Genomic DNA, 25,121 nt, shown 5'->3' with positions numbered 1-25,121 from the left:
GTGAGTGACACCAAAAGTCGGTTTCGCGTCCTGACCGACCACCAGTGGGAGACGGTTGAGCGCCTTCTGCCCAGCAGTGATGGGCAGCGGGGTCGTCCCTTTCACAACAGTCGGCTGGTCGTTGAGGGCATCATCTACCGCTACCGCACCGGAATCCCGTGGCGGGACCTGCCCCGCGATGAATACGGCCCCTGGCAGACCGTCTGGAAACGGCACCGCCGCTACTGCGCCGACGGCACGTGGGATGCCGTCCTGACCTACCTGCTGACGGTGGCCGATGCGGAAGGAAAGATCGACTGGAACGTCTCCGTCGACGCCTCGATCGCGCGTGCCCACCAGCACGCGACGAACACGACCCGGCCCGAGCAGGACACAGGGGGCTCGATCGAATCACAAGAATCTGCCGCTGGCGTTGACTGAACCAGCAGGTCATGGAATTGGCCGGTCGCGCGGTGGGCTGTCGAGCAAGATTCACGCCGGCGTCGACGGACACGGCCGTCCCCTGTCTGTGGTGGTCACCGGCGGGCAGCGCAACGACGGTGCGATGCTTCAGGCTGTGCTCGACGACATCCACGTCCCGCGCATGGGTCCCGGGCGGGCGCGGTCGCGTCCGGATGCGGTCCTGGCTGACCGTGGCTACGCGACGACGGTGATTCGGCGTGACCTGCGTAAGCGGGGGATCGTGGCGGTCATTCCTGAAAAGCGTGACAGTATCGCGGCCCGTAAACGTAGAGGCAGCAAAGGTGGGCGCCCGCCCGCCTTTGACCCTCATGCCTACAAGGGCCGCAATGTTGTCGAGCGGGCGTTTGCCCTGGCCAAGCAGTGGCGGGGCCTGGCCACCCGCTATGACAAACTCGCCGTGGTTTATCGTGGAGCCGTCGTGCTCTGTGCTGTGCTCACCTGGCTCAGAGCTTTAGGAGACACGCCCTAGCTCCCCTCACACGGCCGGGCCATTCACCCTCCGGGGTGAGGGGCCCGGTTTTTCTGTGCCGGCAGAAATCTTCGGCGGCTACTTCATCGAGTCCCAGAGCGTCTGCGCGCCGACCTGATCCCAGAGGACGACGTTGCCCACGGCGTAGTCGGCGAAGCCCGCCACCGGCACGGTCTCGGTCTGGACTCCGCCTCGCATGGCCAGGCCGACGCGGGCGAGATGCCAGACGTGGTCGCTTCTGCCCACGGTGAAGGAGCTGGCGGTGCTGTTGACCAGCGGCACGAACCGGAAGGGGTTGAGCAGGGTGGCCGGGCTGGTGGACTGGTCGATCAGGGCGGCGAAGAACTCGCGCTGGCGGTTGACACGGTCAAGGTCGCCCAGCGCTGTTGCGCGGGTGCGCACGTAGCCGAGGGCGGTGGGGCCGTCCATCTCCTGGCAGCCCGCAGCCACGTTGAGGTTGGCCAGGGGATCGGTGATGGGTTCGGCCGGGCAGAGCTCGACGCCACCGATGGCGTCGACGACGTTGGCGAGTCCACCCATGCCGATTTCCGCGTAGCGGTCGATGCGCAGGCCGGTGGCCTGCTCGACGGTGGTGGTCAGCAGCGTCGGGCCGCCGAAGGTGAAGGCGGCGTTGATCTTGTCCTCGCCGTAGCCGGGGATGCTGACGTAGGAGTCACGGGGCAGGGACACCAGCCGGGCCTGGCCTGTGGTGGGGATGTGCAGGATCATGATCGTGTCGGTGCGTCCGACGCCGATGTCACCGCCGGTGCCGAGGCGGTCGACGTCGTCGTCGGAAAGCCCCTGGCGCGAGTCGGAGCCGACGAGCAGCCAGTTGGTGCCGGCGGTGTCTGCGACGCGGGCCTCGGGCCGGGCGTCGACGCGGTTGAGTTGCGCGTCCGCCCACAACATCATGGACAGGCTGAGCACGAGAAACACGGCCAGAATCCAGCCGATCATGCGCAGGGGGCCGCCCCGTGACCGGCGGCGGGCTCGCGGAGGGGCCGGCGGCGCGGGCCGTGCCGGTGGCGCCGGTGGTGCCTGTTGGTAGCGGGGCCGCTCCTCGCGGCGCGGCGGTATGTACTGCTGCGGCCGGTCTGCCGGGGGTGCTTCTCGACGCGGCGGCCGCCGCCGCGGTGGCTCACTGCGCTCAGCGCCCGGCCGCCTTTCAGCGGGGGAGGCGGCCGGGCGGCGGCGGACAGGGCGACCGAAGCGATCGACCAGGGGACGGCCGTCGCGACCACGGACGATGTCATCGGAGTCGCGTGGATCAGCGGAACGGCCGGGGTGGGGTTCGCGCTGCCTGGGGTCGCGTTCATGCATGAGAATCAGACTAGTCAGTCAACCCCAGCCATGAGAGGTCCCCACCGAGGGCGGTGTAGCCGACGAAGGCGACGGCGTCGATGAGGAAGTGTGCGATGACGAGCGGCCAGACCCGTCCTGTGCGCCAGTAGAACCAGCCGTAGAGCAGCCCCATGACGATGTTGCCGAAGCCGGCGGAAATTCCCTGGTAGAGGTGGTAGCTGCCGCGCAGCGCACTGGAGGCTGCCAGCGCTGCGGGCAACCCCCACCCCAGTTGCCGGAGACGGGTGAGCAGGTACATCACCACCACCATCTCCTCGCCGAAGGCGTTGGCGAAGGACCAGACGAGCAGGACGGGGACCTCGGTCCAGGGGTGGTTGAGAGTGGTGGGGATCACCTCCCGCGACAGGCCGAAGTGCACCGCCGTCGCATAGAACGCGAGCCCGGGGATGCCGATGACCGCCGCCAAGCCTGCACCCCACCCGAGGTCCCTGAGGTCGGGGCGGGTGAAACGGACGTCACCGGCGAGCAGGTGGAGAGCCAGCGCGCCGTAGGCGAGAAGGGTGGCGGCGGAGGCCAGCTGGAGACCGAGGTCGATCCAGGGACTGTGGGACAGGGTCTGGTGGAGGGCGACCTGCTGCTCGTCGAGGGGGCGGGGGTCGATGAGCGCGTCAGCGAGGCGCAGGAGCGCCCGGATCCCGGAGATGCCGAAGGTGAGGGCCACGACGATGAGGATCTCGGTGTGCAGGCGCCGTTTCATTCGTGGAGTTCCCGGGCGAGGGAGAGCAGGGCGGCGTCGGAAAGCGTGAGGGAACCGAGGTGCACGCCGACGGGCGGGCGACCGGGGACAGGCCAGGGGACGGACACTGCGGCGTGGCCGGTCATGTTGAAGAGCGATCCCCACGGTGACCAGCGGGTCTGCTCGAGGAAATTCTCGGCCGGGCGCAGAAGCGCGAAATGGCCGATGGCTGGGGGATCGGTCGTGGTCATGGGGGTGAGCAGGGCGTCGACGCCCCAGTACCCGGCGAGGTGGCGGCCGAGGTGGTCGGCGTGCCTGTCGGCGGCGGCGAGGCGGTTGCTGCTGATGGCCCGGCCGTGGGCGCGCAGCCACCCGACGAGATCCTCCGCGGGGCCGGGCAGGCCGACGAGTTTCGCGGTGAAGATGGTGGTGAAAGCGTCGAAGGTTTCCTCGGCGGAGGGGTAGGGGTGGACCTCGACGACGTCGTGGCCGGCCTCCCGCAACGTGGCGGCGGCCGCGTCCACGGCGCGCAGGTGGACATCATCCACGGGGGAGCCGGCGAAGAGCGGCTGGGTGAGCACACCAATGCGGCGGCGACCGGGCTCAGGGGAGAGGCGGTGGAGGAAGGCGGTGTCGTCGAGCGTGCGGGTGATGAAACCCTGCGCCGCCAGCCGGGGTGCGGAAGGCTTGAAACCGACGACTCCACAGGCCGCGGCGGGGACGCGGATGGATCCGCCGCCGTCGGAGGCGTGCGCGGCGGGCAGGATTCCGCGCGCCACCAGCACTGCCGCACCACCCGAGGAACCGGCCGGGGTGTGACCGGGCCACAGCGGGTTGTCGGGGGCGGCGAGGCCGGGCGGTTCCGTGTAGATCATCAGACCCAGCTCGGCGGCGGAGGACTTGCCGGGGATGATGGCGCCGGCGTCGAGAAACGCCTGCGGGACGGTGTCTGTGGCCTCGGCGCGGCGGGTGCGGTGCACGGAGCCGAAGGTCGTGGGCATGCCGCGCACGTTGGAGAGATCCTTGACGGGGATGAGCAGGCCATGGAGGCGGCCGCGTTGCGCGGTGGTGACCATGTCCGCCCGTTCCGCCTGTTCGTGGGCCTGCTCGAGCGCCAGGTGGGAGAAACCGTGCTCGGTGCCGGTGAGCCCCGACAGACGCTCCGCGAGTTCCTCGACCTGCTCCACCGCCGTCACCTCACCGCAGCGCAGCGATGCGGCGAGATCGCGCAGGGAAGTGGTCATGCGGACCAGAATACGACTGTCTAGGCTGGCAGACATGACTGAACCCACCGTCACCGTCGCCTACCTCGGTCCCGCCGGCACATTCACCGAGGCCGCACTGCTCCGCTTCGCGGCCGCCGGGGCCTTCGGGCCGAAGCATGTTGCGCAGCTGCCCGTCAGTTCGCCGCGCGAGGCACTCGAGGCGGTGCGGGAGGGACGCGCCCAGTTCGCGTGCGTGGCCATCGAGAACTCCGTGGACGGCGCGGTGACCTCCACCTTCGATGCGCTGGTCGAGGGCGGCGGCGTGCAGATCTACCACGAGCTGGAGATCCAGATCGCCTTCTCCATCATGGTCCGCCCCGGCGTGCAGCTGGCGGACGTGAAGACCTTCGCCACCCACCCGGTCGCCCACCAGCAGGTCCGTAAGTGGCTGGCGGCCAACATCCCCGACGCACAGTTCCTCCCTGCCTCCTCCAACGCCGCAGCCGCGGAGGCGGTCGCCGAAGGACGGGCCGACGCCGCCGCGGCCCCGGACCGCGCCGCCGTGCTCTTCGGCCTGGACGTGGTGGAGAAGGGCGTGGCCGACGTGGCCGGGGCCCGCACCCGTTTCGTCGTCGTCGGGCCACGCGGAGTGCCCACGCCGCGTACCGGTTCCGACCAGACCACCGTCGTGTTCACGCTGCCCAATGAACCGGGCACCCTCGTCGGGGCGCTGACCGAGTTTTCCCTGCGCGGGGTCTCCCTCAGCCGCATCGAGTCACGGCCGACGCGCCGGGAGTTCGGCACGTACCACTTCTACGCCGACCTCGTCGGGCACATCGACGACGTCCCGCTCGCCGAGGCCCTGCGTGCACTGTGGCTGCGCGCCGAGGACATCACCTACCTCGGTTCCTGGCCCACCCCGGGCCGCGGCGGTCGGGAGGAGGCGCTCGTCACCGACCTTGCCCGACTCCGGCGCGCCACCGCCTGGGTGAGCGCCGCGCGTGAAGGAAAGGAACTCTAGGACCGCCATGACCGGACGACTCATTCTCCTGCGCCACGGACAGACCTACAGCAACGTCGCCCGCAGGCTGGACACCCGGCCGCCGGGCGCCGAACTCACCGACACGGGACGCAACCAGGCGTGGAACGTCGGCGCCGAACTCGTCGAGTACTGCGGCGCCGGCAATGGTTCAGCGGGAAGGCTGGAGGCGGTCGTCAGTTCCGTGGCGCTGCGGGCCCAGCAGACCGCGGTCCTGGCGATGAACGCATTCGAGCAGACCGCCGGGCTCCGGGAGCACCAGATGCGTATCGACGTCGAAGTGGGCCTCCACGAGATCTTCGCAGGCGACCACGAGATGCTCGCCGACGATGGCGCACACCGTTCCTATGCCACGGCTCTCCGCGGCTGGCTCGACGCAGACGGCACTGCGCGGATCCCCGGCGGCGAGACCTATGTCGAGCTGATGAACCGCTATCGGCCGGTCATGGAGAACCTCGCGGAAACGCACCTGGGCACCGGCGCGGACAGGGACGTCCTCGTGGTCAGTCACGGCGCGGCGATCCGCACCATGGCCACCCACGCCGCGGGCGTCGACCCCGACTTCGCCTTCGCCGGATATCTGGGTAACTGCCGTTTCATCGTCCTGGAACCGGGCGACCGGCCCTTCGGGGAGTGGAACCTCGTGCGCTGGGCCGACGTCGAGCACCAGATCTGATCGATCCGGGAGGAAGGCTCAGCCCCAGCCCAGGCGGTGCAGGGCTTCCTCATCCATGCCGAAGTAGTGGCCGACCTCATGGAACACGGTCACCATGACCTCCTCGGCCAGCTGCTCCTCGGTGTGGCAGTGTGCCTCGAGTGCCCCCTTGTAGATGGAGATCGCGTCCGGCAGGAAACCGGTGTGGTCGAAGGTGCGCTCCGTCAGCGACACCCCCTCGTAGAGGCCGAGGATCTCCGGCTGGACCTCGTTGAAGTCACTCACCAGCACGACGACGTTGGTCATGCGGCGGGCGAATTCCTCGGGTATGCGGTCGAGGGCGTCGTCGACCATGTCGCCGAAACGCTCTTCGCTGACATGCACCACTACGCGGCCCCCCCCGCCTACGCCCCGGGCTCGCGCAGAGGGTTGCGCGGCGGCGGCTCCGCCGGGGGCTGGCCGTTGATGGTGAATCCCCCGCGACCGTCGCGGGCCGTGCCGTTGAGGGTGGCGAAGCCGCCGGCCGCGTCGGCGAAGACCAGGGAGCAGTTCACGGACCGGGACCCGCCGACCCACGAGACCTCCTGCAGGGTGCCCCAGTAGGGCTGCAGGGTGGACTGGTAGAGGTTCTCCTCTTCACCGAGGTAGCCGATCGCGGCCTGGAAACACACGTCCCGCAGATGGTTGTCCTGGTCCTCGATGCTCGGGGTGCCCTCCGGGAACACCGGCGCCAGATCCACCACGAGGGTGGTCTCCAGTTGATGGTCCGCCGCGCAGTCCACGGTGCGCAACGAACGGGACTCGTCCACGAACACACAGGCCCCCGGCTCGGCGACCACCGCCTGGTCCTGCTCCGCTGCGGCGCCGACGGTGAGCGTCGAGGTGCCCTCCGCATCAGTCGCCTGGACGCCGCACAGCATCGTCCGGTCGCCCGCGGCCCACGCCTCCGCGGAGGGCAGGATCGGGGCGATGGAGTAGCGGCCCACCGGATCGAATCGTCCCCCCAGGTAACGCATGGTCGGGGTGTGGCACAGCTCCTCACGCAGCTGTGCCTGGCGGGTGAGATCCGGCATGGTGGCATTCGTGCCGAATTCCGAGGACGGATAGGTGGCCAGGTTCTCCCTGGCGGAGATCTCGAAGCGGTGCTCAGCTGAGCAGTCCGCCTGCTGGAAGTTGCTCACCGTACCGTCTGCGGCGATGTCCCAGGTCAGGCAGGATCCGACATCAGCCGTGGTGAACGGGGCGACACCGGTCGGGTTGGCACCGTCGGTGGGGACGGCCGGACCCGAGATCGACGTGCCGCCACCGGATGCGGATGTGCCGGAACCGGCGGCGGAGAAGTAGTCGTAGGAGCCGACGGCGACGGCGGCGGCCAGCGCGGCCACCAGGCCGATACGCACGGCTGCCGCTGAGCGGACGGTACGGGTCGTCATAGTCCCCCCATTGTGCACCCGGGCAGGGCGGAAAATCTACTCCACAACGCGGGTGACGCGTGTGCTCAGGCGGTAGCGGTCGGTCCGGTACACCGAGGAACACCATTCCACCGGCAGCTCACGGGAACGGGAGAGTCGGACGATCCGGAGCAGGGCGGTGCCGGGCGCGACGTCGAGAAGCGATGCCGTCCGGTCATCTGCGTTGACCGCGGTGACCACCTGGTCGGCCTCCGTGACGGGGACCTGGTAGTCCTCGTCGAGGATCGAGTAGACGGATTTGTAGACGTCATTCTCCAGGAGATCAGGCACGTGTTCGGCGTTGTACCAGGCGTCGTCGATGGAGTACGGCTCGCCGTCGCCGAGTCGCAGGCGGCGCAGGTGGGTGTGCGGCGTCCGCGGGTCCCCGCCGAAGAACGTCAGCACCTCCTGCGGTGCCGTCGCCCGGGCGGAGGACAGGATCTTCGAGCTGGCAGCCACGTTCTGGGCCTCCATCTCGGAGCTGAAGGACGCCAGGTGCAGGCGTGAGAACAGCGGGTTCGGCGCCACGAAGGTGCCCTTGCCGCGTGCGCGGCGCAACCGACCTGATATGACCAGGTCACCGATCGCCCGGCGGACGGTGATGCGGGAGACTCCGTAGGTCTCCTCCAGCACCCGCTCGCCGGGGAGCAGGTCACCCGGGTGCAGCCGGGTGTCGCACAGCTCCTCGAGGATTGCGCGGAGCTGTGCGTGCTTCGGTACCGGCCCGTCCGTGATCTCGGTGGCGGGCAGATCGGGTTGGCGCGTGCTGCGCGGCGTTGCAGCCATGGTTCCATCCTAGACCGGTGGTTATTACCAGTGGAGTCGAATGGCACATCGAATGCCATCCGCGGGAGTGCGCAGGTCGCGGCACGGGCGGCGGGTCCGCGCGGTAGGCTGATACCCGTGATTGATCTCAAATTCCTCCGCGAGAACCCCGATGTCGTCCGCGCCTCACAGATCAACCGTGGCGAGGACCCTGAGCTGGTCGACCAGCTGATTGCCGCCGACGAGTCCCGTCGCGCGTCGATCCAGGCGGCGGACGCGCTGCGCTCTGAACAGAAGGCCTTCGGCAAGAAGATCGGCCAGGCCGCCCCGGCGGACCGCCCGGCACTGCTCGAAGGTTCCAACGAGTTGAAGGCCAAGGTCAAGGAGGCCGAGGAGGCGCAGAAGGCCGCGGAGGGGAAGGTCGCCGAGATCCAGTTCAGGATCTCCAACGTGGTCGAAGGCGCGCCGGCCGGTGGCGAGGAGGACTTCGTCGTCCTCGAGCACGTCGGTGAACCGAGGACCTTCGACTTCGAGCCGAGGGACCATCTCGAGCTGGGTACCAGCCTGAACCTGATCGACATGGAGCGCGGCACCAAGGTCGGCGGCTCCCGCTTCTACTACCTCACCGGTGACGGAGCGTTCCTGCAGCTGGGCATGATGATGCTGGCCGCGCAGAAGGCCCGCGAGGCCGGCTTCCAGCTGATGATCCCCCCGGTGCTCGTGCGCCCGGAGATCATGGCCGGCACCGGTTTCCTCGGCGAGCACTCGGATGAGATCTACTACCTCGAGCGCGACGACCTCTACCTGGTGGGCACCTCCGAGGTGGCCCTGGCCGGCTACCACAAGGACGAGATCATCGACCTTTCCCGGGGCCCTGTCCGTTACACCGGCTGGTCCTCCTGCTTCCGCCGTGAGGCCGGTTCCTACGGCAGGGACACCCGCGGCATCCTGCGTGTCCACCAGTTCGACAAGCTCGAGATGTTCGTCTACTGCCGGCCGGAGGAGGCCGCGGAACAGCACCAGGCGCTGCTGAACATGGAGCGCGAGATGCTCGCCGCCGTCGAGGTGCCCTACCGCATCATCGACGTCGCCGGGGGCGACCTCGGTTCCTCCGCGGCCCGCAAGTTCGACACCGAGGCATGGGTGCCCACCCAGGGGACCTACCGCGAGCTGACCTCCACCTCGAACTGCACCACCTTCCAGGGCCGTCGCCTGAACACCCGCTACCGCGACGCCGAGGGTAAGACCCAGACCGCAGCCACCCTCAACGGCACGCTGGCCACCACCCGCTGGCTGGTGGCGATCCTGGAGAACCACCAGCAGGCCGACGGCTCGGTTGTCGTCCCTGAGGCCCTGCGCCCCTTCGTGGGCAAGGACATCCTCGAGCCGGGGAAGTAGTGATGGCGGATCAGCGAAAGTTCGGGAAGCGGGGCGGGATGATCTACGCGCCCGTCGACCTGGCGAAGGTGCCGGACCATCCCACGGAAGCGAAGGAGCCGGTCTACAACGGCACCATCATCCGCATTGTCAAGGCCATTCTCCGGGCCCAGGGCGTCAGGATCACCGTCTTCGGTGCGGAGAACATCCCCACCACCGGGGGAGCGATGCTGGCGATCAACCACACCGGCTACTACGACTTCATCTTCGGGGGGATCCCGGCGCATCTGCGCGGCCGACGGCTGGTCAGGTTCATGGCCAAGAAGGAGATCTTCGACACTCCCGTCGCGGGATCCCTCATGCGGGCAATGAAGCATGTGTCGGTGGACCGGTCCAGCGGGGCGTCATCCCGTGAGGAAGCCGAGGCGCATCTGCGCGACGGCCAGCTGGTGGGCATCTTCCCGGAGGCCACGATCTCGCGTTCCTTCGAACTCAAGGAGTTCAAGAACGGTGCGGTCCGTATCGCCGCCGAGGCCGGAACCCCCCTGATCCCCATGGCCATCTGGGGTTCCCAGCGGATCTGGACCAAGGACCACCCCAAGCGTCTGGGGCGCACCAACACTCCGGTGTTCATCCGGGTCGGCGAACCTGTCGACCCGGGCGGCGACCCGGAGGAGGCGATCCAGCGGCTCAAGGACGCCATGCAGGTCCTCCTCGACCGCGTCCGCGACGACTACCAGCGCGCCTACGGTCCCTTCCCGGCCGGCGAATACTGGATCCCCGCCGCCATGGGCGGCACTGCACCGACGCTTGCCGACGCCGCCGAGATCGACAGCCGGGCCCGTGCCGCCAAGGCGGCCAAGCGGGAGAAGAAGGCCGCGGCGAAACTCGACAGGCGTGCCGACGCGGCGCTCGGCAACGCACGGACCTTCATCGATTCGATGAAGGAAAAATTCAGGAGGTAGCGACCACCACCATGGACACTCTCGGGCCGACACCGAAACTGGTGGCCAGCGACGTCGACGGCACACTGCTCAATTCGCAGGAACGGATCCTGCCACGGGTCCGTGACGCGGTGGTCCGCGCTGTCCGGGAAGGTACCGAGGTGGCACTGGCCACCGGACGGCCCCACCGGTGGATCTTCCCGGTCCTTGACCAGCTGCCCATCCGACCGGTGTGCGTCACCGCCAACGGTGCGGTGCTCTACGACTCGGCGAACGACCGGGTGCTCCACTCCCACACCCTGCAGCCGGAGACGATGGGCGAGGTCCTCGACCTGGCCCGGAAGGCATTCCACGATGTCGGCGGCGTGGCCATCGGTTGTGAACGCGTCGGGGTCTCGGCCTTCGACCCGGAGGAGGAGATGTTCGTCATCTCCCCGGATTACCTCCACACCTGGGAGGCCCAGGGCTACGGGATCCTGCCCGAGCACGAGGTCATCGGAGAACCGGCCGTGAAGATGCTGCTGCGCAACGAGTTCCTCAGCGCGCCGGAGATGTACGAACTCCTCGCCCCCCTCGTTGACGCTGATGTCGCCCATCTGACCTTCTCCATGAACGAAGGCCTGCTCGAAGTTGCCGCGCCCGGCGTGACCAAGGCGCTGGGGGTGTCCACGCTGGCCAAGCTTCACGGCATCGACCAGACGGACGTCATCGCCTTCGGCGACATGCCCAACGACATCGAGATGCTCCTCTGGGCCGGAACCGGGGTCGCCATGGGCAACGCCCGCGACTCGGTCAAGGACGCCGCCGACCATGTGACCGCCACCAACGAGGAGGCCGGCGTGGCGCAGGTACTGGAGCGCTGGTTCTGAGGGTTGGGAGGCCCGGCACGTGGCACACTTGGGGCTGTGACTGCATCCTCTCCGAAACGTTTTGTGGCCGCGATCGATCAGGGCACGACGTCCACACGCTGCGTCATCATCGACCATGACGGCCGGGTCGTGTCCTCCGGCCAGTACGAGCACGAGCAGATCATGCCGCAGCAGGGCTGGGTGGAGCATGACCCGCTGGAGATCTGGGCGAACACGCGTCGGGCGGTGTCGACGGCGATGGTGGACATCGACGTCTCCCCGGCCAACATCGTCGCACTCGGGGTGACCAACCAGCGCGAGACCGCCGTGGTGTGGGAGAAGGCCACGGGTCGGCCCATCTACAACGCCATCGTCTGGCAGGACACCCGGACCGCGGACATCGGCCGCGGGGATCCGGCCCGGTGGCTGAACCGGACGGGGCTGCTGGCCAACTCCTATCCCGCCGGCCCGAAGATCGCGTGGATACTCGACCACGTCGAGGGCGCCCGGGAGCGTGCGGAGAAGGGGGAGCTGCTGGCGGGCACGATCGACACGTGGCTGCTGTGGAACCTCACCGGCGGGGCGCGCGGTGACGACGGGCGGCCCGCGGTGCACGCGACCGACGTCACCAACGCCTCGCGCACGCTGCTCATGGATCTGCGGACGCGCCGGTGGGATCCGGAGCTGTGTGCGGAGATCGGGGTGCCGGTGCGGGTGCTGCCGGAGATCGCGGCGTCGATAAGCGGGTTCGGCAGGGTCCGGAGACGCGGCACGCTCGCGGGAGTGCCGATTACGGGCGTGCTGGGCGACCAGCAGGCGGCGATGTTCGGGCAGGGGTGCTTCGAGGTCGGCGACGCGAAGAACACCTACGGGACGGGCCTGTTTCTGCTGCTCAACACGGGGACAACCCCGCAGTTCAGCGAACACGGCCTCCTGTCGACGGTGCTCTATGAGATCGAGGGGCAACCCCCGGTTTATGCGCTGGAGGGATCCGTCGCGGTGGGGGGTTCGTTGATCCAGTGGCTGCGCGATCAGCTGGGGATCATCCGCTCGGCCGCCGAGGTGGAGCGGATCGCGGCCGAGGACAACGGCGGTGTGTTCATCGTCCCCGCTTTCTCGGGGCTGTTCGCTCCGCGGTGGCGTCCCGACGCCCGCGGGGTCATCGTCGGGCTCACCCGTTTCGCCGACCGCAGCCACTTCGCGCGGGCGGCTCTCGAGGCGACGGCGCTGCAGACCCGTGAGGTCGTCGAGGCGATGATCGCGGATTCGGGGATCCGGCCCACGAGCCTGCGTGTCGACGGCGGCATGACCGCGAACAACCTGCTCATGCAGCTGCAGGCGGATCTCCTGGGCACCGACGTGGTCCGCCCCACCAACATCGAGACCACCGCCCTCGGCGCCGCGTTCGCTGCCGGAGTGGGCGGTGGTTACTGGTCATCGCTTGCCGACGTCCGCGACCGCCAGGCTGCGGACCGCTCCTGGTCACCCCAGTGGTCGGCCGAGCAGCGTGATGCGCTGGTGGCGGACTGGAACCGGGCGGTGGAGCGTTCCCTCGACTGGGCGTGAACCCCTCCGCCGCGTCTAGTTGAGCTTGACGTTCACGTCGCCCGTGGCCGGGTCGACGGTGACGTAGCCGCCCTCGAAGTCGACGCGGACCAGGTCGCCCTCGTTGTACTGCTCGTTCAGCGGCATGCCCAGGGGGCCGAGGTCAAAGCCCTGGCCGGCCCACAGATCGCCGATGCTGCCCCAGAGTGCGCGGGCTTCGTCCGATCCGGTCTCATCGAGCACGATGCCGTTGTCGAACAGGGCGTAGGTGGCGTCCTGGGTATTCACTCCACCACGCGGCTCGCCCAGGACCGCACCGTAAGTGGTGTTCACCCGGTTGACGGCCTGGGTGGTCTTCGTGTCCCCGGCCAGGGAAGAGGCGACGTCCAGCACGGGCTTGAGGTCGGCGAGCGTGATTCCCTCGAGGACCTGCACGTCACCGACCTGAGTGGTGGTCCCCGGCAGGGAACCGTTGGTGGTGAAGTAGGTGACGGCGAGCGCGGCCAACGAGCCGATGATGGTCAGCAGGGCGGTCTGCTCGCCGTTGGCGGCGCTGCTCAGCAGGGCGATGGTGTCATTCTGCGGTGCCGGCTCACTGGGCTGGATCGGCGTGGTGGACGGCTCCGGCTGCGTGTCGACGTCCGTCGGCGGGGCAGTGGTGGTCGTGGTGGTCGTGGTGGACGGCGCAGTCGTGGTGGTCGTGCCGGTGGAGCCGGACCTGATCGCCTGGTACTTCTGCGACGCGACGCTCCGGATGGTGCCCATCTGTGCGTAGCCGAAGGTTCCCGGGCATGCGTTGTTGTGGGCATCGCGGTGGGCGAAGATGTTGGGCAGGGTCATGGAGACGCCGCCCTGGTACTTCGAGCCGTTGAAGCTGAGCGGGGTGTAGCGGGCGGAACCCTTCGGGTCGAAACCCGAGATGGCGGCCTTCCAGCCGATCATCTCGCCGACGGAGTTGACCATCTCCGGGGTGGTCGGGGCGACGTCGTAGTTGCCCATCATGGAGATGCCGAAGGTGTTGTGGTTGAAGCCGCCGATGTGCGCACCCTGGACGTTCTTGTCCAGGCCGCCGTAGCGGCCCTCGTAGATGGTGCCGTACTTGTCGACGAGCGCGTTGTAACCCACATCGCACCAGCCCAGGGTGCGTGCGTGGTAATCGTAGATTCCCCGGACGATGCTGGCGGACTGCGCCCTGGTGTAGTTGTTGGAACCCGCGGTGTGGTGGACGCCGGCCGCCTGCAGGCCGTCATCGTAGGTGGCGTTCCGGCAGCGGTTGCTCTCATTGGCGCCCCAGCCGGCGCGGGTGACCACCTTCGGCATGCCGTAGGTGACCGAGTCTGTGGCCAGTGCGATGCCGCCCTCCTCCGCACGGCCGTCGATGAACACGACGCCCAGGTCCGTGGCGTCGGCCACGTCGGCGACGGGCTGGATGTCGCCGTAGTTGCTCGGCAGCGGGGCAAGTCCGGCCGGGGCCGGTGCGGGCTCAGGGGCGGGAGCCGGGGCCGGGGCCGGCTCGGGGGCCGGTGCCTCTGCGACGTTGATGTCCACGTCGGCCACCTCGGGAGCGGCCGCCGGAGCGGCTTCCTCGGCGGGTTCGCCCACGAAGTCCACGCCGGTGATGGACACCTGGACACGGTTGGTGGGTTCGACGAAGAGCAGCTCGGTGCCGTTCTCCCCGCCGGGGCCGGTCTGGCCGATCGGCTCCGCGGCCCACCAGGGGCCCCAGGAGCCGTCGGGCTGCTCGGAGCGGACGTAGGCGGCGATGTCGCGGTAGCCGTTCCAGGTGACGGCGAACATGGAGAACTGATCCTCGCGGCTGAACTCCTTGACGGTGCGTGGTCCGGGGACGCCGGACTGGGCGGCGATGGCCGCGTCCTCGACCACGACGTTGGCGCCGTCGGCGAAGGAGGCCTCGGCGGAGGTGACGTCGATGGGGTTGCCACCGGTGTCCTGGGTCTTCAGGATCTGGTTTCCACCGAACGCGGCAGAAACGGCAAGGGCAAGCGAAAGGACGACAGCCAACGTCGGACTGACGCTGGCCTGCCGTGGCGTGGCGATTCGGCGTCGTTGCTGCACGGTGGATACTCCTGAAATTGCTGATATTTTTTGGGGCGCAATATGTCAGAGTGAACTGTAGTGCATATTCGTGGTTGGCGATACTCAAGTGGCCCGCGAAGACCATAGTTAAAGGTGAGGTGCCTGGGGTCGTCCTGCTTTTCGCGAAAGGTGTCGTATCGGGTGGGCCGGGCGGGCGTCGGTTAGCCTGACAGCCATGACCTACGACCTTATTGTTGTCGGCTCCGGCCTCTTCGGACTCACGGTGGCGGAGCGTGCCGCCAGCCAGCTGGGCAAGAAGGTGCTCCTCGTCGAGCGCCGCTCCCACCTCGGCGGAAACGCCTATTCAGAGGCTGAGCCGGAGACTGGGATCGAGATCCACAAGTACGGTGCCCACCTCTTCCACACCTCCAATGAGCGCGTGTGGAACTACGTCAACCAGTTCACCGGCTTCACCGGCTACCAGCACCGCGTCTTCGCGATGCACGACGGCACCGCCTACCAGTTCCCCATGGGGCTGGGAATGATCAACCAGTTCTTCGGTCGCTACTACTCCCCGAATGAGGCACGGGAACTCATCAGGGAGCAGGCCAGCGAGATCGACCCCGCCGACGCCACCAACCTGGAGGAGAAGGCGATCTCGCTCATCGGCCGCCCCCTCTACGAGGCCTTCATCCGCGACTACACCGCCAAACAGTGGCAGACCGACCCCAGGAACCTGCCGGCCTCCAACATCACCCGCCTGCCGGTGCGCTACACCTTCAACAACCGCTACTTCAGCGACACCTACGAAGGACTTCCCGTCGACGGCTACACCGCGTGGCTCGAGCGGATGGCCAGGCATGAACTCATCGAGGTCCGCCTGGACACCGACTGGTTCGAGGTCCGTGATCAGCTGCGTGCCGAGTCGCCGGATGCGCCGGTGGTCTACACCGGCCCGCTCGACCGCTACTTCGACTACTCGGGGGGTCAGCTCGGCTGGCGAACCCTGGACTTCCATACCGAGGTGCTGGAGACCGGCGATTTCCAGGGCACTCCGGTGATGAACTACAACGATGCGGACGTCCCGTACACCCGCATCCACGAGTTCCGTCATTTCCACCCGGAGCGCGAGGAGGTCTATCCGAAGGATCAGACGGTGATCATGAAGGAGTACTCGCGCTTCGCCGAGGAGGGTGACGAGCCGTACTACCCGATCAACACGCCGGAGGACCGGGAGATGCTCAAGGCCTACCGCGAGCTTGCCGCTGCCGAGGCCCGGGACCACAAGGTGCTCTTCGGTGGCCGCCTGGGTACCTACCAGTACCTGGACATGCATATGGCGATTGCGGCGGCGTTGACACTGTTCGACAACAAGCTCACGCCGTACTTCGTGGACGGTGCTCCCCTGGAGCAGGAACGCGGACATTAAGGTGACATATGTCGTCTTGACATGCGTGATAAATCCTTGCCCCCACAACCCGCCCGGCGTAAAGTTAACAACAGGTTAACGCAAGAACAACCTTTAGTTCTATCGCTCGCCCGTACAGAAAGGCGTCATCACAATGACCGGTGACCGTTTCGCCATCGTCCGCGAGGACATGCACCGCCGCTACGGCCAGCACTTCGAGGCTGAGGTGATCGATGACCTCGTCGACCGGACCATTGGCGAGATCACTGAGCGGGCCAGGATCAAGACCTACCTGCCGGTGCTCGTCGAGCGTGAGGTGTCCGAGGTGCTCGAGCAGCTCGCCACCAGGAGCGACCCGAACGCTGTGGCCCGCCCCGAGGTGCTCTACGTGTGCCAGCGCAACGCCGGCCGTTCCCAGCTCGCGGCCTGTATCACCCACCATCTCGTCGGCGACCGGGTCTTCGTGCGTTCCATCGGCCTTGAGCCGGAGAGCGGCGTCGATCCGAACGTTCTCGCAGTGCTGGAGGAGCGTGGCATCTCCACGGAGTACATCTACAAGTCGGCGATCGTCCCGCGCACGGTGCACCGCGCGGAGGTCGTCGTGCTCATGGGGGTCCATGAGATTCCCGCCGTCCCGGGCCACCGTTACGTGTACTGGAACATCGGCGACCCGGCCGGCCGGGGGCTCGGCACCGTCCGCCGCATCGCGGATGAGGTGGAGGCGCACGTCCGCGAGCTGCTCCGCGAACTGGACATCGAGCCGCAGGAGGCCGTCTCCGGGGTCGCCGCGAACGGCTAGCCGACCGCGTGTCCCTGCCTGACGTGGCGGCCTGAAGGCCGTGTGCCATCAACCGTTCTCCCTTGCCTGTCGACCCCCGCCGTCACCCGCCCCGTCGTGGTGACGGCGTTGTCGTTGGTGGCTCAGCGGCGTCGTCACGGGGGCGGCCTCGGGCGACATTGTGGCGTTGGTCACCTGGCTGGGGGAGGTCAGGTTAACGCAAGGTTAACGTGATTGACCTGCGAAAATGTCGGATCGTTTCTCAAAGTCCTAGGAAAACGCTTGCATGTTCATCCGCTGTTCATCTACAGTGAACAGCGGGTAAACAAATTGTGGCAGGGCGCATGCCCCGCCGCACCGAGAAAGTGAGAAAAAATGAACGCAAACGTTTTCCATCCCGTCCGTCACGACCTGTACACCCGCTTCGGCCACCGCGCCGATTGCTCGACCATCGACACCATCCTCGATGCGGTGATTTCCGAGCACGCCGCCACCACGCGTGTCCCCGACTTCATGCCGCTGCTTGTCCACCGTGAGGCGGCCGAGCGGATCGAGGAGCACCTGTGGGTCCACGGGAGTATAGGTACCCCACGCAAGCGGATCCTCTTCGCCAGCCGCACCAACGCCGCCCGTGCGATTCTGGCCGCCGCCATCGCGCGCCGCATCAGCGACAACGCCGTCGTGGCCACCGTTGCGGACACTCATCCGGAGAACCGTCGGGACTCCCTCATCGAGTGGGTGATGGATGAGCGTGGTCTGCGCGCCGACGCCGTCAGCTACGACAGCAAGCGGGAGCGCACCGTCGCCGCCGCCGACATCGTGGTCTACCTGGACGGCGAGGAGCCGGTCGACCTGCCGGGCCGCAGCTTCATCCGGTGGGACGTTCCGCAGACCGACGGCATGAACATCGAGCAGGTCCGCACCTTCGCTTACGACCTGGAGGCCCGCATCGCCGGCATGCTCACCGATCTGGACATCCCGTTTGTCCCGCTCTCCGTCCAGCGACTGGCCGCCTAAAACCCCCGGGAGCCGCCGCCGCCGGAGAACCCACCCGATGAGTATCCTGTCGTGGCGGACGACGATGAACTGGCTGCCGCCTGCTGATCCGCGTGGTGCCAGCTGTACACCACGGCATAAGGCACGTAGTTGCCGTAGCCGTAGGCCGGGCGCCAGCCCGAATCCCATACCGCGGGCGCCGTGCGGTCGGAACTGCTGACCGCCTTGGTGCCAGACTCCTGGTAGAGGCGCTCCCGGGCGGCCTCCACCAGAACGCGATGATCGGTGACCAGGTCGGCGAACTCGTCCATGAACCCGGGGGAGTCCAGACGGGAGCGGAGGTCGAGAACGCGGGCGTCAAGAAGCGAGAGGCGCTCCCGGAGACCCTGATCCCCGATGCCTCCCGAGGCGGCCAGGACGTCCTCGTGCAGTTCCGTCAGCTCCCGGCGACGGACCTCCGCGTCGCCGTGCTCCATGTTCGCGAGCAGCTCAATGTGCTCCTCCGCTGTCTTCATCCGGGTGACCTGTTCATGCGCCGTGGAGATGGACTTCCTGTGCCTGCGGAACTCCGCGTCCGGGGAACCCAGCGTCAGCCCCTCAAGTTCGTCGAAGGTCCTGTTGAGACCGAGGAAACCCTCCTTGACCTCCTCCCACTGCCTCCGCAGAGAATCATTGGCCAGCGGAGAGGTCAGCGAATGCGCGCGCACGTCGATGGCCTGCAGCTCCTGGGCGATACGACCGTAGTCACGTTGCACCACGTCGAACTGCTCGCGGGCCTTCTTCGCCCGGGACCTGCGTGTCAGGGTGATCCCTGCGCCCGCGCCGCCCACGCCCAGCACTGCGGCGCCGCCGCCGACCGCCCAGCCCACCCAGCCAGGGAGCGACGTGGTCTCCCGGACCGCGGTCGGATCTCCCGCGGCCGTGGCACCCTCGAGCATGCCGGCCGCCCAGTTGCCGTTGCGCAGGGGAGTCTCCATCCGGTCGAGAATGCCGTCCAGACGGCCCTCCCCGTAGATGCCGGTTGCCGCACACACGTCATCGCCGCAGTACACGCCCATCCGGTTGGGATCCAGACCCACCGCCACGATGAGCGCGCCCGGCGCCCATTTGTCACGCTCCCCGCTGATGAGGTCCGGGCGCTCGTCCTCGCCGAATTGCCGGACCGTGTCGTTGAGGTTGTCGTCGTTCTCGGGGAAGAGGATGTAGGTGACGTCGCTGACCTCGGCGGGCAGCGCGATCCCCGGGGTGCGTTCCAGCAGCAGCTGCTCATCCTCGGCGCTCAGTTCCCCCGCCAGGTCGATCACCTCCACCGCGCGGGAGGCTTCCCGGGCGAACGCGGCGGGGGACATCAGGGCCGTGGGGGAGAGTCCCAGCAGACCCACTCCGAGGAACAGGCACGCGAACAGGCGGGGGGCGAGGGCTCTCATGGCACCAAGGATAGAGTGCCGTCCCGGTGAGTGTGCCGCGAATTCCACGCCGGGAGCACTACCCTAGTTCCGGAGATGACTCGAAAGGTGGAGCCACCAGAAGTGAAGAACAACGGAGACGACGACGTGCGCGAGATGCTGCAGCGCATTCTGCTGCCGAGGAAGGGCGAACCGCACGATGTGCGCATGCTCTACCTCATTGAAGCCGAGCAGAACAAGGAGCGTCTGACCTGGGCGGATCGGGTCACTGTGACCGTCCCCGCAGGTGCAGAGGTGTCCTTCCAGACCTACTTCAACGCCTTCCCCGCCAGCTACTGGCGCCGCTGGTCCCAGCTGGAGCACGTGCTGCTGCGCATGAACGTGGCCGGCACGGCCAGCGTCGAGGTGTACCGTTCCAAGATCGACGGCACCCGCGTGGCCGTCGCCGGGCACCTGGTCACCGATGATGTGGCGGAATTCACCATTCCGCTGTCGCACTTCGAGGACGGCGGCTGGCTGTGGTTCGACGTCACCGCAGAAACCGACACGGACATCACCGGTGCCGGCTGGTTCGCGGACCGGGAGCCGGGTCCGCAGATCATGCCCGACGGCACGGAGGTCGGCCCCTTCGAGAAGCGCGCCACCGTGGGCATCCCGACGTTCAACCGTCCCCACGATGCGGTCGCCGCACTGCAGGCGCTCGGCGAGGACCCGCTTGTCGACGCCGCCATCGACGCCGTCATCATGCCCGACCAGGGCAACCGGCACCCCGCCGACGAGCCCGGCTACGACGAGGCGGTCGCCCACTTCGGGGACCGTTTCCACGAGTTCCGACAGGGCAACCTCGGCGGTTCGGGCGGCTACTCCCGCATCATGTACGAGGCGCTCGGCGACGGCCCCGCCGGCGCAGCCGAGTCCCCGTTCATTCTCTACATGGACGATGACATCGCCATCGAGCCGGAATCGATCCTCCGTGCCATCCAGGTGGGCCGCTACGCGAAGAGCCCGATCATCGTCGGTGGCCAGATGCTCAACCTGCAGGAGCGTGCCCAGCTGCGCACCATGGGAGAGCTCGTCCAACGCGAGGACTTCATGTGGGGTCCGGCCAGGCACTCCACCTACGACCATGACTTCTCCCGCTACCCGCTGGGTTTCCGTGGCGAGGACGCCGATGAGAAGGACCCGGACGCCAAGAACTCCCGCGACCTGCACCGGCGCATCGACGTGGACTACAACGGCTGGTGGATGTGCATGTTCCCGCGCGTCGTCGCCGAGCAGATCGGGCAGCCTCTGCCGCTGTTCATCAAGTGGGACGACACCGAGTACTCCCTGCGTGCAGGGAAGGCCGGATTCCCCACGGTGACCTGGCCGGGTGTGGCCATCTGGCACATGGCGTGGACGGACAAGGACGACGCCATCGACTGGCAGGCCTACTTCCATCTGCGCAACCGGCTCATCGTCGCCGCGCTCAACCACGACGGCCCCGTCGACGGGATCATCAGCTCCCTGCGGAAGTCCACCTTCAAGCACCTGATGTGCATGGAGTACTCGACGCTGGCCATCCAGATCGAGTCGATGAAGGACTTCCTCGCGGGCCCCGACCAGCTCTTCGACATCCTCGAGTCCTCCCTGCCGCGCATCGCCGCGATCCGGAAGAACTACTCCGACGCCGTGGTCATCCCGTCCGCCGCCGACCTGCCCGCCCCCTCCGGCGCGCCGGGCGTACCCACGAAGGACGTCGGCGGCCGCCTGGGCAAGGTCAAGAAGCTCAGCTGGCTGCTCAAGGGACTGAAGCACTCCCTGGGCAAGGAGGATCCGCGCCACCACGAGACTCCGCAGGTCAACCTCTCGCCCACGGAGGCCCGCTGGTTCTCGCTCTCGCGGCTGGACGGCGCCACCGTCACCACCGCAGGCAACAACGGCGTCGCCTACCGCAGGCGCGACCGGGAACTCGCGGAGAGTCTGCTCAAGGAGACCCTCGCGCTGCACAAGGAGATCGCCGGCCGCTTCGACGAACTCCGCGACACCTACCGTGCCGCCCAGCCCGAGCTGGTCAGCCGGGAATCCTGGCGGAGGATCTTCGAATGAGCCGGGAAGTCGATCTGCTGGTCCGGATGCAGGACGCCCTGTGCGACCGGCCGGGCATGGTGCGCACCGCCACCGCTCTCTCCCATTTCGGGGAGCACTCCCTGGGCTGGTTCGCACTGTCGGGGACGGGCGCGGTCGTCGACAGGCAACGCCGTCGGCAGTGGCTGGCGTTGGGTGTCTCCGCCTTCGTGTCCCACGCGGCCTCCGTCGTGATCAAGCGCATCGTGCGCCGGAACCGCCCGCATGACCCCCGAATCCGGGTCGGCGTGGGCACTCCCTCGCGGATGTCATTTCCCTCCTCGCACGCGACCTCGACCACTGCGGCACTGACCTCGCTGGCGCATCTCACCGGCTCCCGCTTGCCGCTTCTGGGCATTCCGGTGATGATGGTGTCGCGTATGGTGCTTGGAGTGCACTACCCGACCGACACAGTGGCAGGCGCGGTGCTGGGTGCCGCAACAGCCGGGGTCGTCACCACGATTGAGAGGAAGACCGCGTGAGCGAGGAACACCTGGCAGAGGAGAAGACCGGGATTTTCTACCCGGAACCGCACACCGAGGGCATCGACAACACCCGTAAGCGGCGTCCGCCGAAGAACCTCCCCGACGCCATGATCAAGTCACTGCGTCCCAAGCAGTGGGTGAAGAACGTCCTCGTCGTCGCGGCTCCCGCGGCGGCCGGCGCGGAGGCGCTCACCGACGGCCGCACGCTGGTCGACGTCCTCCTCGCCTTCGTCGTCTTCTGTCTCGCCGCCTCATCGATCTACCTGGTCAATGACGCCCGCGACGTCGACGCCGACCGTGAACACCCCACCAAGCGGTACCGTCCGATCGCCTCCGGCATGCTGCCGAGCAACCTGGCGTACGTGATGGCGGTCGTCCTCATCATCGCCGCGGTGGGGCTGTCCTTCCTGGCCTCCTCCGGCTGGGGCCTGGCTGCCGTGGTCAGCGTCTACATCGTGCTGCAGCTCGGTTACTGCTTCGGCTGGAAGCACCTGCCCGTCATCGACATCGCCCTGGTCTCCTCCGGGTTCATGCTGCGCGCCATGGCCGGTGGTGTCGCCGCGGGCATCGAGCTCTCGCAGTGGTTCCTGCTGGTCGCGGCCTTCGGCTCGCTGTTCATGGCCTCCGGAAAGCGCTACTCCGAGCTGCTGCTGGCCGAGCGAACGGGCAAGAAGATCCGCCGTTCCCTGCAGGGCTACACCCCGACCTACCTGCGCTTCGTGTGGACCCTGGCGGCCACGGCCGTGGTCATGAGCTATGCCCTGTGGGGTTTTCAGCTCTCCAACGCCGTCGAGGGCATGGCCGGCGTCTGGTACCAGATCTCCATGGTTCCCTTCACCATCGCGATCCTGCGTTACGCCGCTGACGTGGATCGTGGTGACGGCGGCGCGCCGGACGAGATGGCACTGTCCGACCGCGTCCTCCAGGCGCTGGCCGTGCTGTGGATCGTGTGCATCGTCATGGCCGTCTACCTGGTGCCGGCGCTCTGATCGTGGGACGGGGCCCAGTGGTTCCCGGATCACACCCGTCCCCCTGCTAACATCTGCCGCATGACCACAGCTGCCGGGTTGTCCGGTCACTCTCCACGCACGACGCGCCCGCACCGTCACGCTCCGGCGTCGTTGACCTTATGGACGGGCCTGGCCAGTGCAGTTCTCGTCGCCGTCCTGGCCTTCGTCGGGGGCTGGCAGCGCCGTTGGATGAGCGACGACGGCCTCATCGTCCTCCGGACCGTGCGCAACCTCCTGGCGGGCAACGGTCCGGTGTTCAACGCCGGTGAGCGCGTCGAGGCCAACACCTCCACGCTGTGGCAGTACCTCATCTACGTGGTGGCGCTGATCACCGACGCCCGCCTGGAGATCATCGCCCTGTGGCTGGCACTGCTGTCCACCACCGTCGCCCTGGGCCTGGCGGCCTGGGGTACCACCCGCCTCTACCGGCACCGCACCACCCTGCTGCTCCTGCCCGCCGGTGGCCTGGTCTACCTGGCGCTCCCGCCGGCACGTGACTTCGCCACCTCCGGCCTGGAGTGGGGACTGAGCCTGCTGTGGATCGCAGGCCTGTGGTGGCTCCTGGTCACCTGGGCCACCCCGCGGGAAGCGGCGGGCCGGCACTATGCCGGAGGGCCGTCGGAAAGCATCACCTACTTGCTGGCCTTCTGGGCGGGCCTGTCCTGGCTCGTGCGCCCCGAACTCGCGCTCTACGGTGGTCTCACCGGGCTGCTGATCATCTTCGCCGCCACCAGCTGGCGGCAACGCGGACTCATCCTCGCCGCGGCGCTGCCGATCCCCGCGGCCTACCAGATCTTCCGCATGGGCTACTACGGTCTGATCACCCCGCACACGGCGGTGGCCAAGTCCGCCGGTGACGCGGAGTGGGCCGACGGCTGGGCGTACGTCCGGGACTTCGTCGATCCCTACTGGCTGTGGCTGGCGTTGGCTGTGGTCATGGTGCTGGGGGCGGTGACCCTCTGGCGCTTCTCGACGCCCGCCGCCACCGTCCTCCCCGTGCCCAGCTCCGGACGGGCGCGCCTGCGCACCCCCGTGGCCGCCACCAGTCTCATCCTCTTCGCCGGCGGCATCCACCTGCTCTACGTGCTGCGGGTCGGTGGGGACTTCATGCACGGCCGGATGCTGCTGCTCCCGCTGTTCGCTCTGCTGCTGCCGGTGGCGGTGGTGCCGCTGACGGACCGCCTCGGAGGATCGCGCCGCTTCGACCTTCTGGCGGCGGTCGGGCTGGCGGTGATCTGCGGCTGGGCGGCCAACACCGTGATCTCCGGTCACCCCATCGACTGGGAGACCGACTATGAGGAACTGGGCATCGTCGATGAGCGGGACTTCTGGACGTACGCCACCTTCCGGGAGCAGGGTGACCCGCCCCTCGTCGCGGATGATTTCCGTACAGCGCTGGCCATGAACGACTACGTCGACGTCGCACAGCAGGCAATGGCGGAGGACGCGGGTCTGATGTCGCAGATCCTGGTGGGAACGGATCCCGCGGAGTTCTCCTGGACCACCACGCCGCGCATCCCCCGCGAGGTGGCGACAGAGGACCCCACCGGTCTGGCGACCCTGCCGCCGACGGTGTACCACATCAACCTGGGTATGACGAGCATGAATGCACCGCTGGAGATGCGCGTACTCGACACCGTGGGCCTGACAACGCCGCTCGCCGCCCGCCAGCCGCGGGACGTGGACGCACGCGTGGGCCATGACAAGTGGCTTCCGCACGAGTGGCAGGCGGCGGACACCGCAGTTCCCCTGGAGAACCTGCACGGCTGGTACGACCGCGAGGCCACGGCCCTGGCGCGGCAGGCGCTGCAGACCCCGGCCCTGGCCGAACTCATGGCCACCTACCGGGAACCGATGAGCCTGGACCGTTTCCTGGCCAACATCCGCTTCTCACTCACAGCCGGTCGTACGTTGGACTTCAGCCTCGATCCGGCAGAAGTGATAGAGGAACACGGCCCCGTCACGCCTGGAATCCGGGTCGCCTGGCCGACGGAAATTTCCGCTGAAGATCCCAGGTGAGGCCGCATAAAGTCACGGAGCGGTAACGAAAGGATGAGCTTTTCGTTACGTATTGCTCTAGAGTGACACCCAGCGGGA

The 25,121-nt window shown here is 67.8% G+C and carries 23 protein-coding genes; 15 read left to right on the top strand and 8 right to left on the bottom strand.

From position 1 onward, the window contains the following. Entirely contained in the window at positions 1-420 is a 420-nt protein-coding gene (locus CETAM_RS13980) for an IS5 family transposase (protein ID WP_197085748.1), read from the top strand. Further along, positions 413-931: an IS5 family transposase gene (locus CETAM_RS13975; protein ID WP_197085747.1), complete on the top strand. Its 519-nt coding sequence runs from the start codon at positions 413-415 to the stop codon at positions 929-931. The genes CETAM_RS13980 and CETAM_RS13975 overlap by 8 nt, the downstream gene beginning before the upstream one ends. A gap of 78 nt (positions 932-1,009) precedes the next feature. Here the strand turns inward: CETAM_RS13975 and CETAM_RS12485 are convergent, their stop codons facing one another. From CETAM_RS12485 to CETAM_RS12475, 3 genes are read right to left on the bottom strand one after another with little or no spacing between them, the layout of a single operon-like run. Further along, complete coding sequence (locus CETAM_RS12485) at positions 1,010-2,251, bottom strand: LCP family protein (protein ID WP_156229150.1); 1,242 nt, start codon at positions 2,249-2,251, stop codon at positions 1,010-1,012. 10 nt (positions 2,252-2,261) lie between these two features. Beyond that, a complete protein-coding gene (locus CETAM_RS12480) occupies positions 2,262-2,990 on the bottom strand; it encodes a CPBP family intramembrane glutamic endopeptidase (RefSeq protein WP_156229149.1) in 729 nt (242 codons plus the stop codon). Next, the gene (locus CETAM_RS12475) at positions 2,987-4,213 is read right to left on the bottom strand and encodes an amidase (RefSeq protein ID WP_156229148.1); all 1,227 of its coding nucleotides are present in this window, start codon (positions 4,211-4,213) and stop codon (positions 2,987-2,989) included. Before CETAM_RS12475 ends, CETAM_RS12480 begins: the two co-directional genes overlap by 4 nt. Positions 4,214-4,247: 34 nt before the next feature. Between CETAM_RS12475 and pheA the strand changes: the two genes are divergently transcribed. Beyond that, positions 4,248-5,195, top strand: a complete 948-nt coding sequence (gene pheA, locus CETAM_RS12470) for a prephenate dehydratase (protein WP_156229147.1) — start codon at positions 4,248-4,250, stop codon at positions 5,193-5,195. 7 nt (positions 5,196-5,202) lie between these two features. Further along, positions 5,203-5,889 (top strand): histidine phosphatase family protein, encoded by a 687-nt coding sequence (locus CETAM_RS12465; protein WP_156229146.1) that lies wholly within the window; start codon positions 5,203-5,205, stop codon positions 5,887-5,889. An 18-nt stretch (positions 5,890-5,907) separates the two neighbouring features. Here the strand turns inward: CETAM_RS12465 and CETAM_RS12460 are convergent, their stop codons facing one another. The 3 genes from CETAM_RS12460 to CETAM_RS12450 are packed head-to-tail and all read right to left on the bottom strand — an operon-like array spanning position 5,908 to position 8,105. Next, positions 5,908-6,255 (bottom strand): metallopeptidase family protein, encoded by a 348-nt coding sequence (locus CETAM_RS12460; RefSeq protein ID WP_156229145.1) that lies wholly within the window; start codon positions 6,253-6,255, stop codon positions 5,908-5,910. Between the two features lie 17 nt (positions 6,256-6,272). Continuing rightward, the gene (locus tag CETAM_RS12455) at positions 6,273-7,301 is read right to left on the bottom strand and encodes a septum formation family protein (RefSeq protein WP_156229144.1); all 1,029 of its coding nucleotides are present in this window, start codon (positions 7,299-7,301) and stop codon (positions 6,273-6,275) included. A 36-nt stretch (positions 7,302-7,337) separates the two neighbouring features. Next, positions 7,338-8,105, bottom strand: a complete 768-nt coding sequence (locus CETAM_RS12450; RefSeq protein WP_156229143.1) for a GntR family transcriptional regulator — start codon at positions 8,103-8,105, stop codon at positions 7,338-7,340. Positions 8,106-8,222: 117 nt separating this feature from the next. On the opposite strand from CETAM_RS12450, the gene serS reads away from it, so the two are divergent. From serS to glpK, 4 genes are read left to right on the top strand one after another with little or no spacing between them, the layout of a single operon-like run. Then, a complete protein-coding gene (gene serS / locus CETAM_RS12445) occupies positions 8,223-9,482 on the top strand; it encodes a serine--tRNA ligase (protein WP_156229142.1) in 1,260 nt (419 codons plus the stop codon). Between the two features lie 2 nt (positions 9,483-9,484). After that, positions 9,485-10,426: a lysophospholipid acyltransferase family protein gene (locus tag CETAM_RS12440; RefSeq protein WP_197085746.1), complete on the top strand. Its 942-nt coding sequence runs from the start codon at positions 9,485-9,487 to the stop codon at positions 10,424-10,426. Positions 10,427-10,437: 11 nt separating this feature from the next. Then, positions 10,438-11,274, top strand: a complete 837-nt coding sequence (locus CETAM_RS12435) for an HAD family hydrolase (protein WP_156229141.1) — start codon at positions 10,438-10,440, stop codon at positions 11,272-11,274. A gap of 36 nt (positions 11,275-11,310) precedes the next feature. Further along, positions 11,311-12,819, top strand: a complete 1,509-nt coding sequence (glpK, locus tag CETAM_RS12430) for a glycerol kinase GlpK (protein ID WP_156229140.1) — start codon at positions 11,311-11,313, stop codon at positions 12,817-12,819. A 15-nt stretch (positions 12,820-12,834) separates the two neighbouring features. On the opposite strand, the gene CETAM_RS12425 is transcribed toward glpK, so the two are convergent. After that, positions 12,835-14,874, bottom strand: a complete 2,040-nt coding sequence (locus CETAM_RS12425; protein WP_156229139.1) for an N-acetylmuramoyl-L-alanine amidase — start codon at positions 14,872-14,874, stop codon at positions 12,835-12,837. A gap of 196 nt (positions 14,875-15,070) precedes the next feature. Between CETAM_RS12425 and glf the strand changes: the two genes are divergently transcribed. From glf to CETAM_RS12410, 3 genes are all read left to right on the top strand, one after another. Beyond that, positions 15,071-16,264, top strand: a complete 1,194-nt coding sequence (gene glf / locus CETAM_RS12420) for a UDP-galactopyranose mutase (protein ID WP_156229138.1) — start codon at positions 15,071-15,073, stop codon at positions 16,262-16,264. Between the two features lie 133 nt (positions 16,265-16,397). Then, positions 16,398-17,042, top strand: coding sequence for an arsenate-mycothiol transferase ArsC (locus tag CETAM_RS12415; protein WP_156229137.1), 645 nt, complete (start codon positions 16,398-16,400; stop codon positions 17,040-17,042). Positions 17,043-17,396: 354 nt separating this feature from the next. Next, positions 17,397-18,038, top strand: coding sequence for a three-helix bundle dimerization domain-containing protein (locus CETAM_RS12410; protein WP_156229136.1), 642 nt, complete (start codon positions 17,397-17,399; stop codon positions 18,036-18,038). Here the strand turns inward: CETAM_RS12410 and CETAM_RS12405 are convergent. Beyond that, positions 18,035-19,444, bottom strand: coding sequence for a DUF5129 domain-containing protein (locus CETAM_RS12405; RefSeq protein WP_156229135.1), 1,410 nt, complete (start codon positions 19,442-19,444; stop codon positions 18,035-18,037). The genes CETAM_RS12410 and CETAM_RS12405 overlap by 4 nt on opposite strands. Positions 19,445-19,519: 75 nt before the next feature. On the opposite strand from CETAM_RS12405, the gene CETAM_RS12400 reads away from it, so the two are divergent. From CETAM_RS12400 to zomB, 4 genes are read left to right on the top strand one after another with little or no spacing between them, the layout of a single operon-like run. Continuing rightward, positions 19,520-21,511, top strand: a complete 1,992-nt coding sequence (locus CETAM_RS12400; RefSeq protein ID WP_156229134.1) for a glycosyltransferase — start codon at positions 19,520-19,522, stop codon at positions 21,509-21,511. Further along, positions 21,508-22,011, top strand: coding sequence for a phosphatase PAP2 family protein (locus CETAM_RS12395; protein WP_156229133.1), 504 nt, complete (start codon positions 21,508-21,510; stop codon positions 22,009-22,011). Before CETAM_RS12400 ends, CETAM_RS12395 begins: the two co-directional genes overlap by 4 nt. Beyond that, complete coding sequence (locus tag CETAM_RS12390; protein ID WP_231587510.1) at positions 22,008-23,003, top strand: decaprenyl-phosphate phosphoribosyltransferase; 996 nt, start codon at positions 22,008-22,010, stop codon at positions 23,001-23,003. Before CETAM_RS12395 ends, CETAM_RS12390 begins: the two co-directional genes overlap by 4 nt. A gap of 60 nt (positions 23,004-23,063) precedes the next feature. Next, entirely contained in the window at positions 23,064-25,043 is a 1,980-nt protein-coding gene (zomB, locus tag CETAM_RS12385; RefSeq protein ID WP_197085745.1) for a flagellar motor control protein ZomB, read from the top strand. Positions 25,044-25,121: the final 78 nt, after the last annotated feature.

This window comes from Corynebacterium comes (assembly GCF_009734405.1).
In the GTDB taxonomy this organism is placed as follows: Bacteria; Actinomycetota; Actinomycetes; order Mycobacteriales; family Mycobacteriaceae; genus Corynebacterium; species Corynebacterium comes.
This window is presented reverse-complemented; position numbering and strand designations above follow the sequence as displayed.

Coding starts and splice junctions, on each gene's coding strand:
- CETAM_RS12480 (WP_156229149.1), bottom strand. CDS start 2,990: ATGAAACGGCGCCTGCACACCGAGATCCTCATCGTCGTGGCCCTCACC.
- glf (WP_156229138.1), top strand. CDS start 15,071: ATGACCTACGACCTTATTGTTGTCGGCTCCGGCCTCTTCGGACTCACG.
- CETAM_RS12405 (WP_156229135.1), bottom strand. CDS start 19,444: ATGAGAGCCCTCGCCCCCCGCCTGTTCGCGTGCCTGTTCCTCGGAGTG.
- CETAM_RS12455 (WP_156229144.1), bottom strand. CDS start 7,301: ATGACGACCCGTACCGTCCGCTCAGCGGCAGCCGTGCGTATCGGCCTG.
- CETAM_RS12485 (WP_156229150.1), bottom strand. CDS start 2,251: ATGCATGAACGCGACCCCAGGCAGCGCGAACCCCACCCCGGCCGTTCC.
- CETAM_RS12410 (WP_156229136.1), top strand. CDS start 17,397: ATGAACGCAAACGTTTTCCATCCCGTCCGTCACGACCTGTACACCCGC.
- CETAM_RS12465 (WP_156229146.1), top strand. CDS start 5,203: ATGACCGGACGACTCATTCTCCTGCGCCACGGACAGACCTACAGCAAC.
- CETAM_RS12435 (WP_156229141.1), top strand. CDS start 10,438: ATGGACACTCTCGGGCCGACACCGAAACTGGTGGCCAGCGACGTCGAC.
- CETAM_RS12440 (WP_197085746.1), top strand. CDS start 9,485: ATGGCGGATCAGCGAAAGTTCGGGAAGCGGGGCGGGATGATCTACGCG.
- pheA (WP_156229147.1), top strand. CDS start 4,248: ATGACTGAACCCACCGTCACCGTCGCCTACCTCGGTCCCGCCGGCACA.
- zomB (WP_197085745.1), top strand. CDS start 23,064: ATGACCACAGCTGCCGGGTTGTCCGGTCACTCTCCACGCACGACGCGC.
- CETAM_RS12395 (WP_156229133.1), top strand. CDS start 21,508: ATGAGCCGGGAAGTCGATCTGCTGGTCCGGATGCAGGACGCCCTGTGC.
- CETAM_RS12450 (WP_156229143.1), bottom strand. CDS start 8,105: ATGGCTGCAACGCCGCGCAGCACGCGCCAACCCGATCTGCCCGCCACC.
- CETAM_RS12475 (WP_156229148.1), bottom strand. CDS start 4,213: ATGACCACTTCCCTGCGCGATCTCGCCGCATCGCTGCGCTGCGGTGAG.
- CETAM_RS12400 (WP_156229134.1), top strand. CDS start 19,520: ATGACTCGAAAGGTGGAGCCACCAGAAGTGAAGAACAACGGAGACGAC.
- CETAM_RS12415 (WP_156229137.1), top strand. CDS start 16,398: ATGACCGGTGACCGTTTCGCCATCGTCCGCGAGGACATGCACCGCCGC.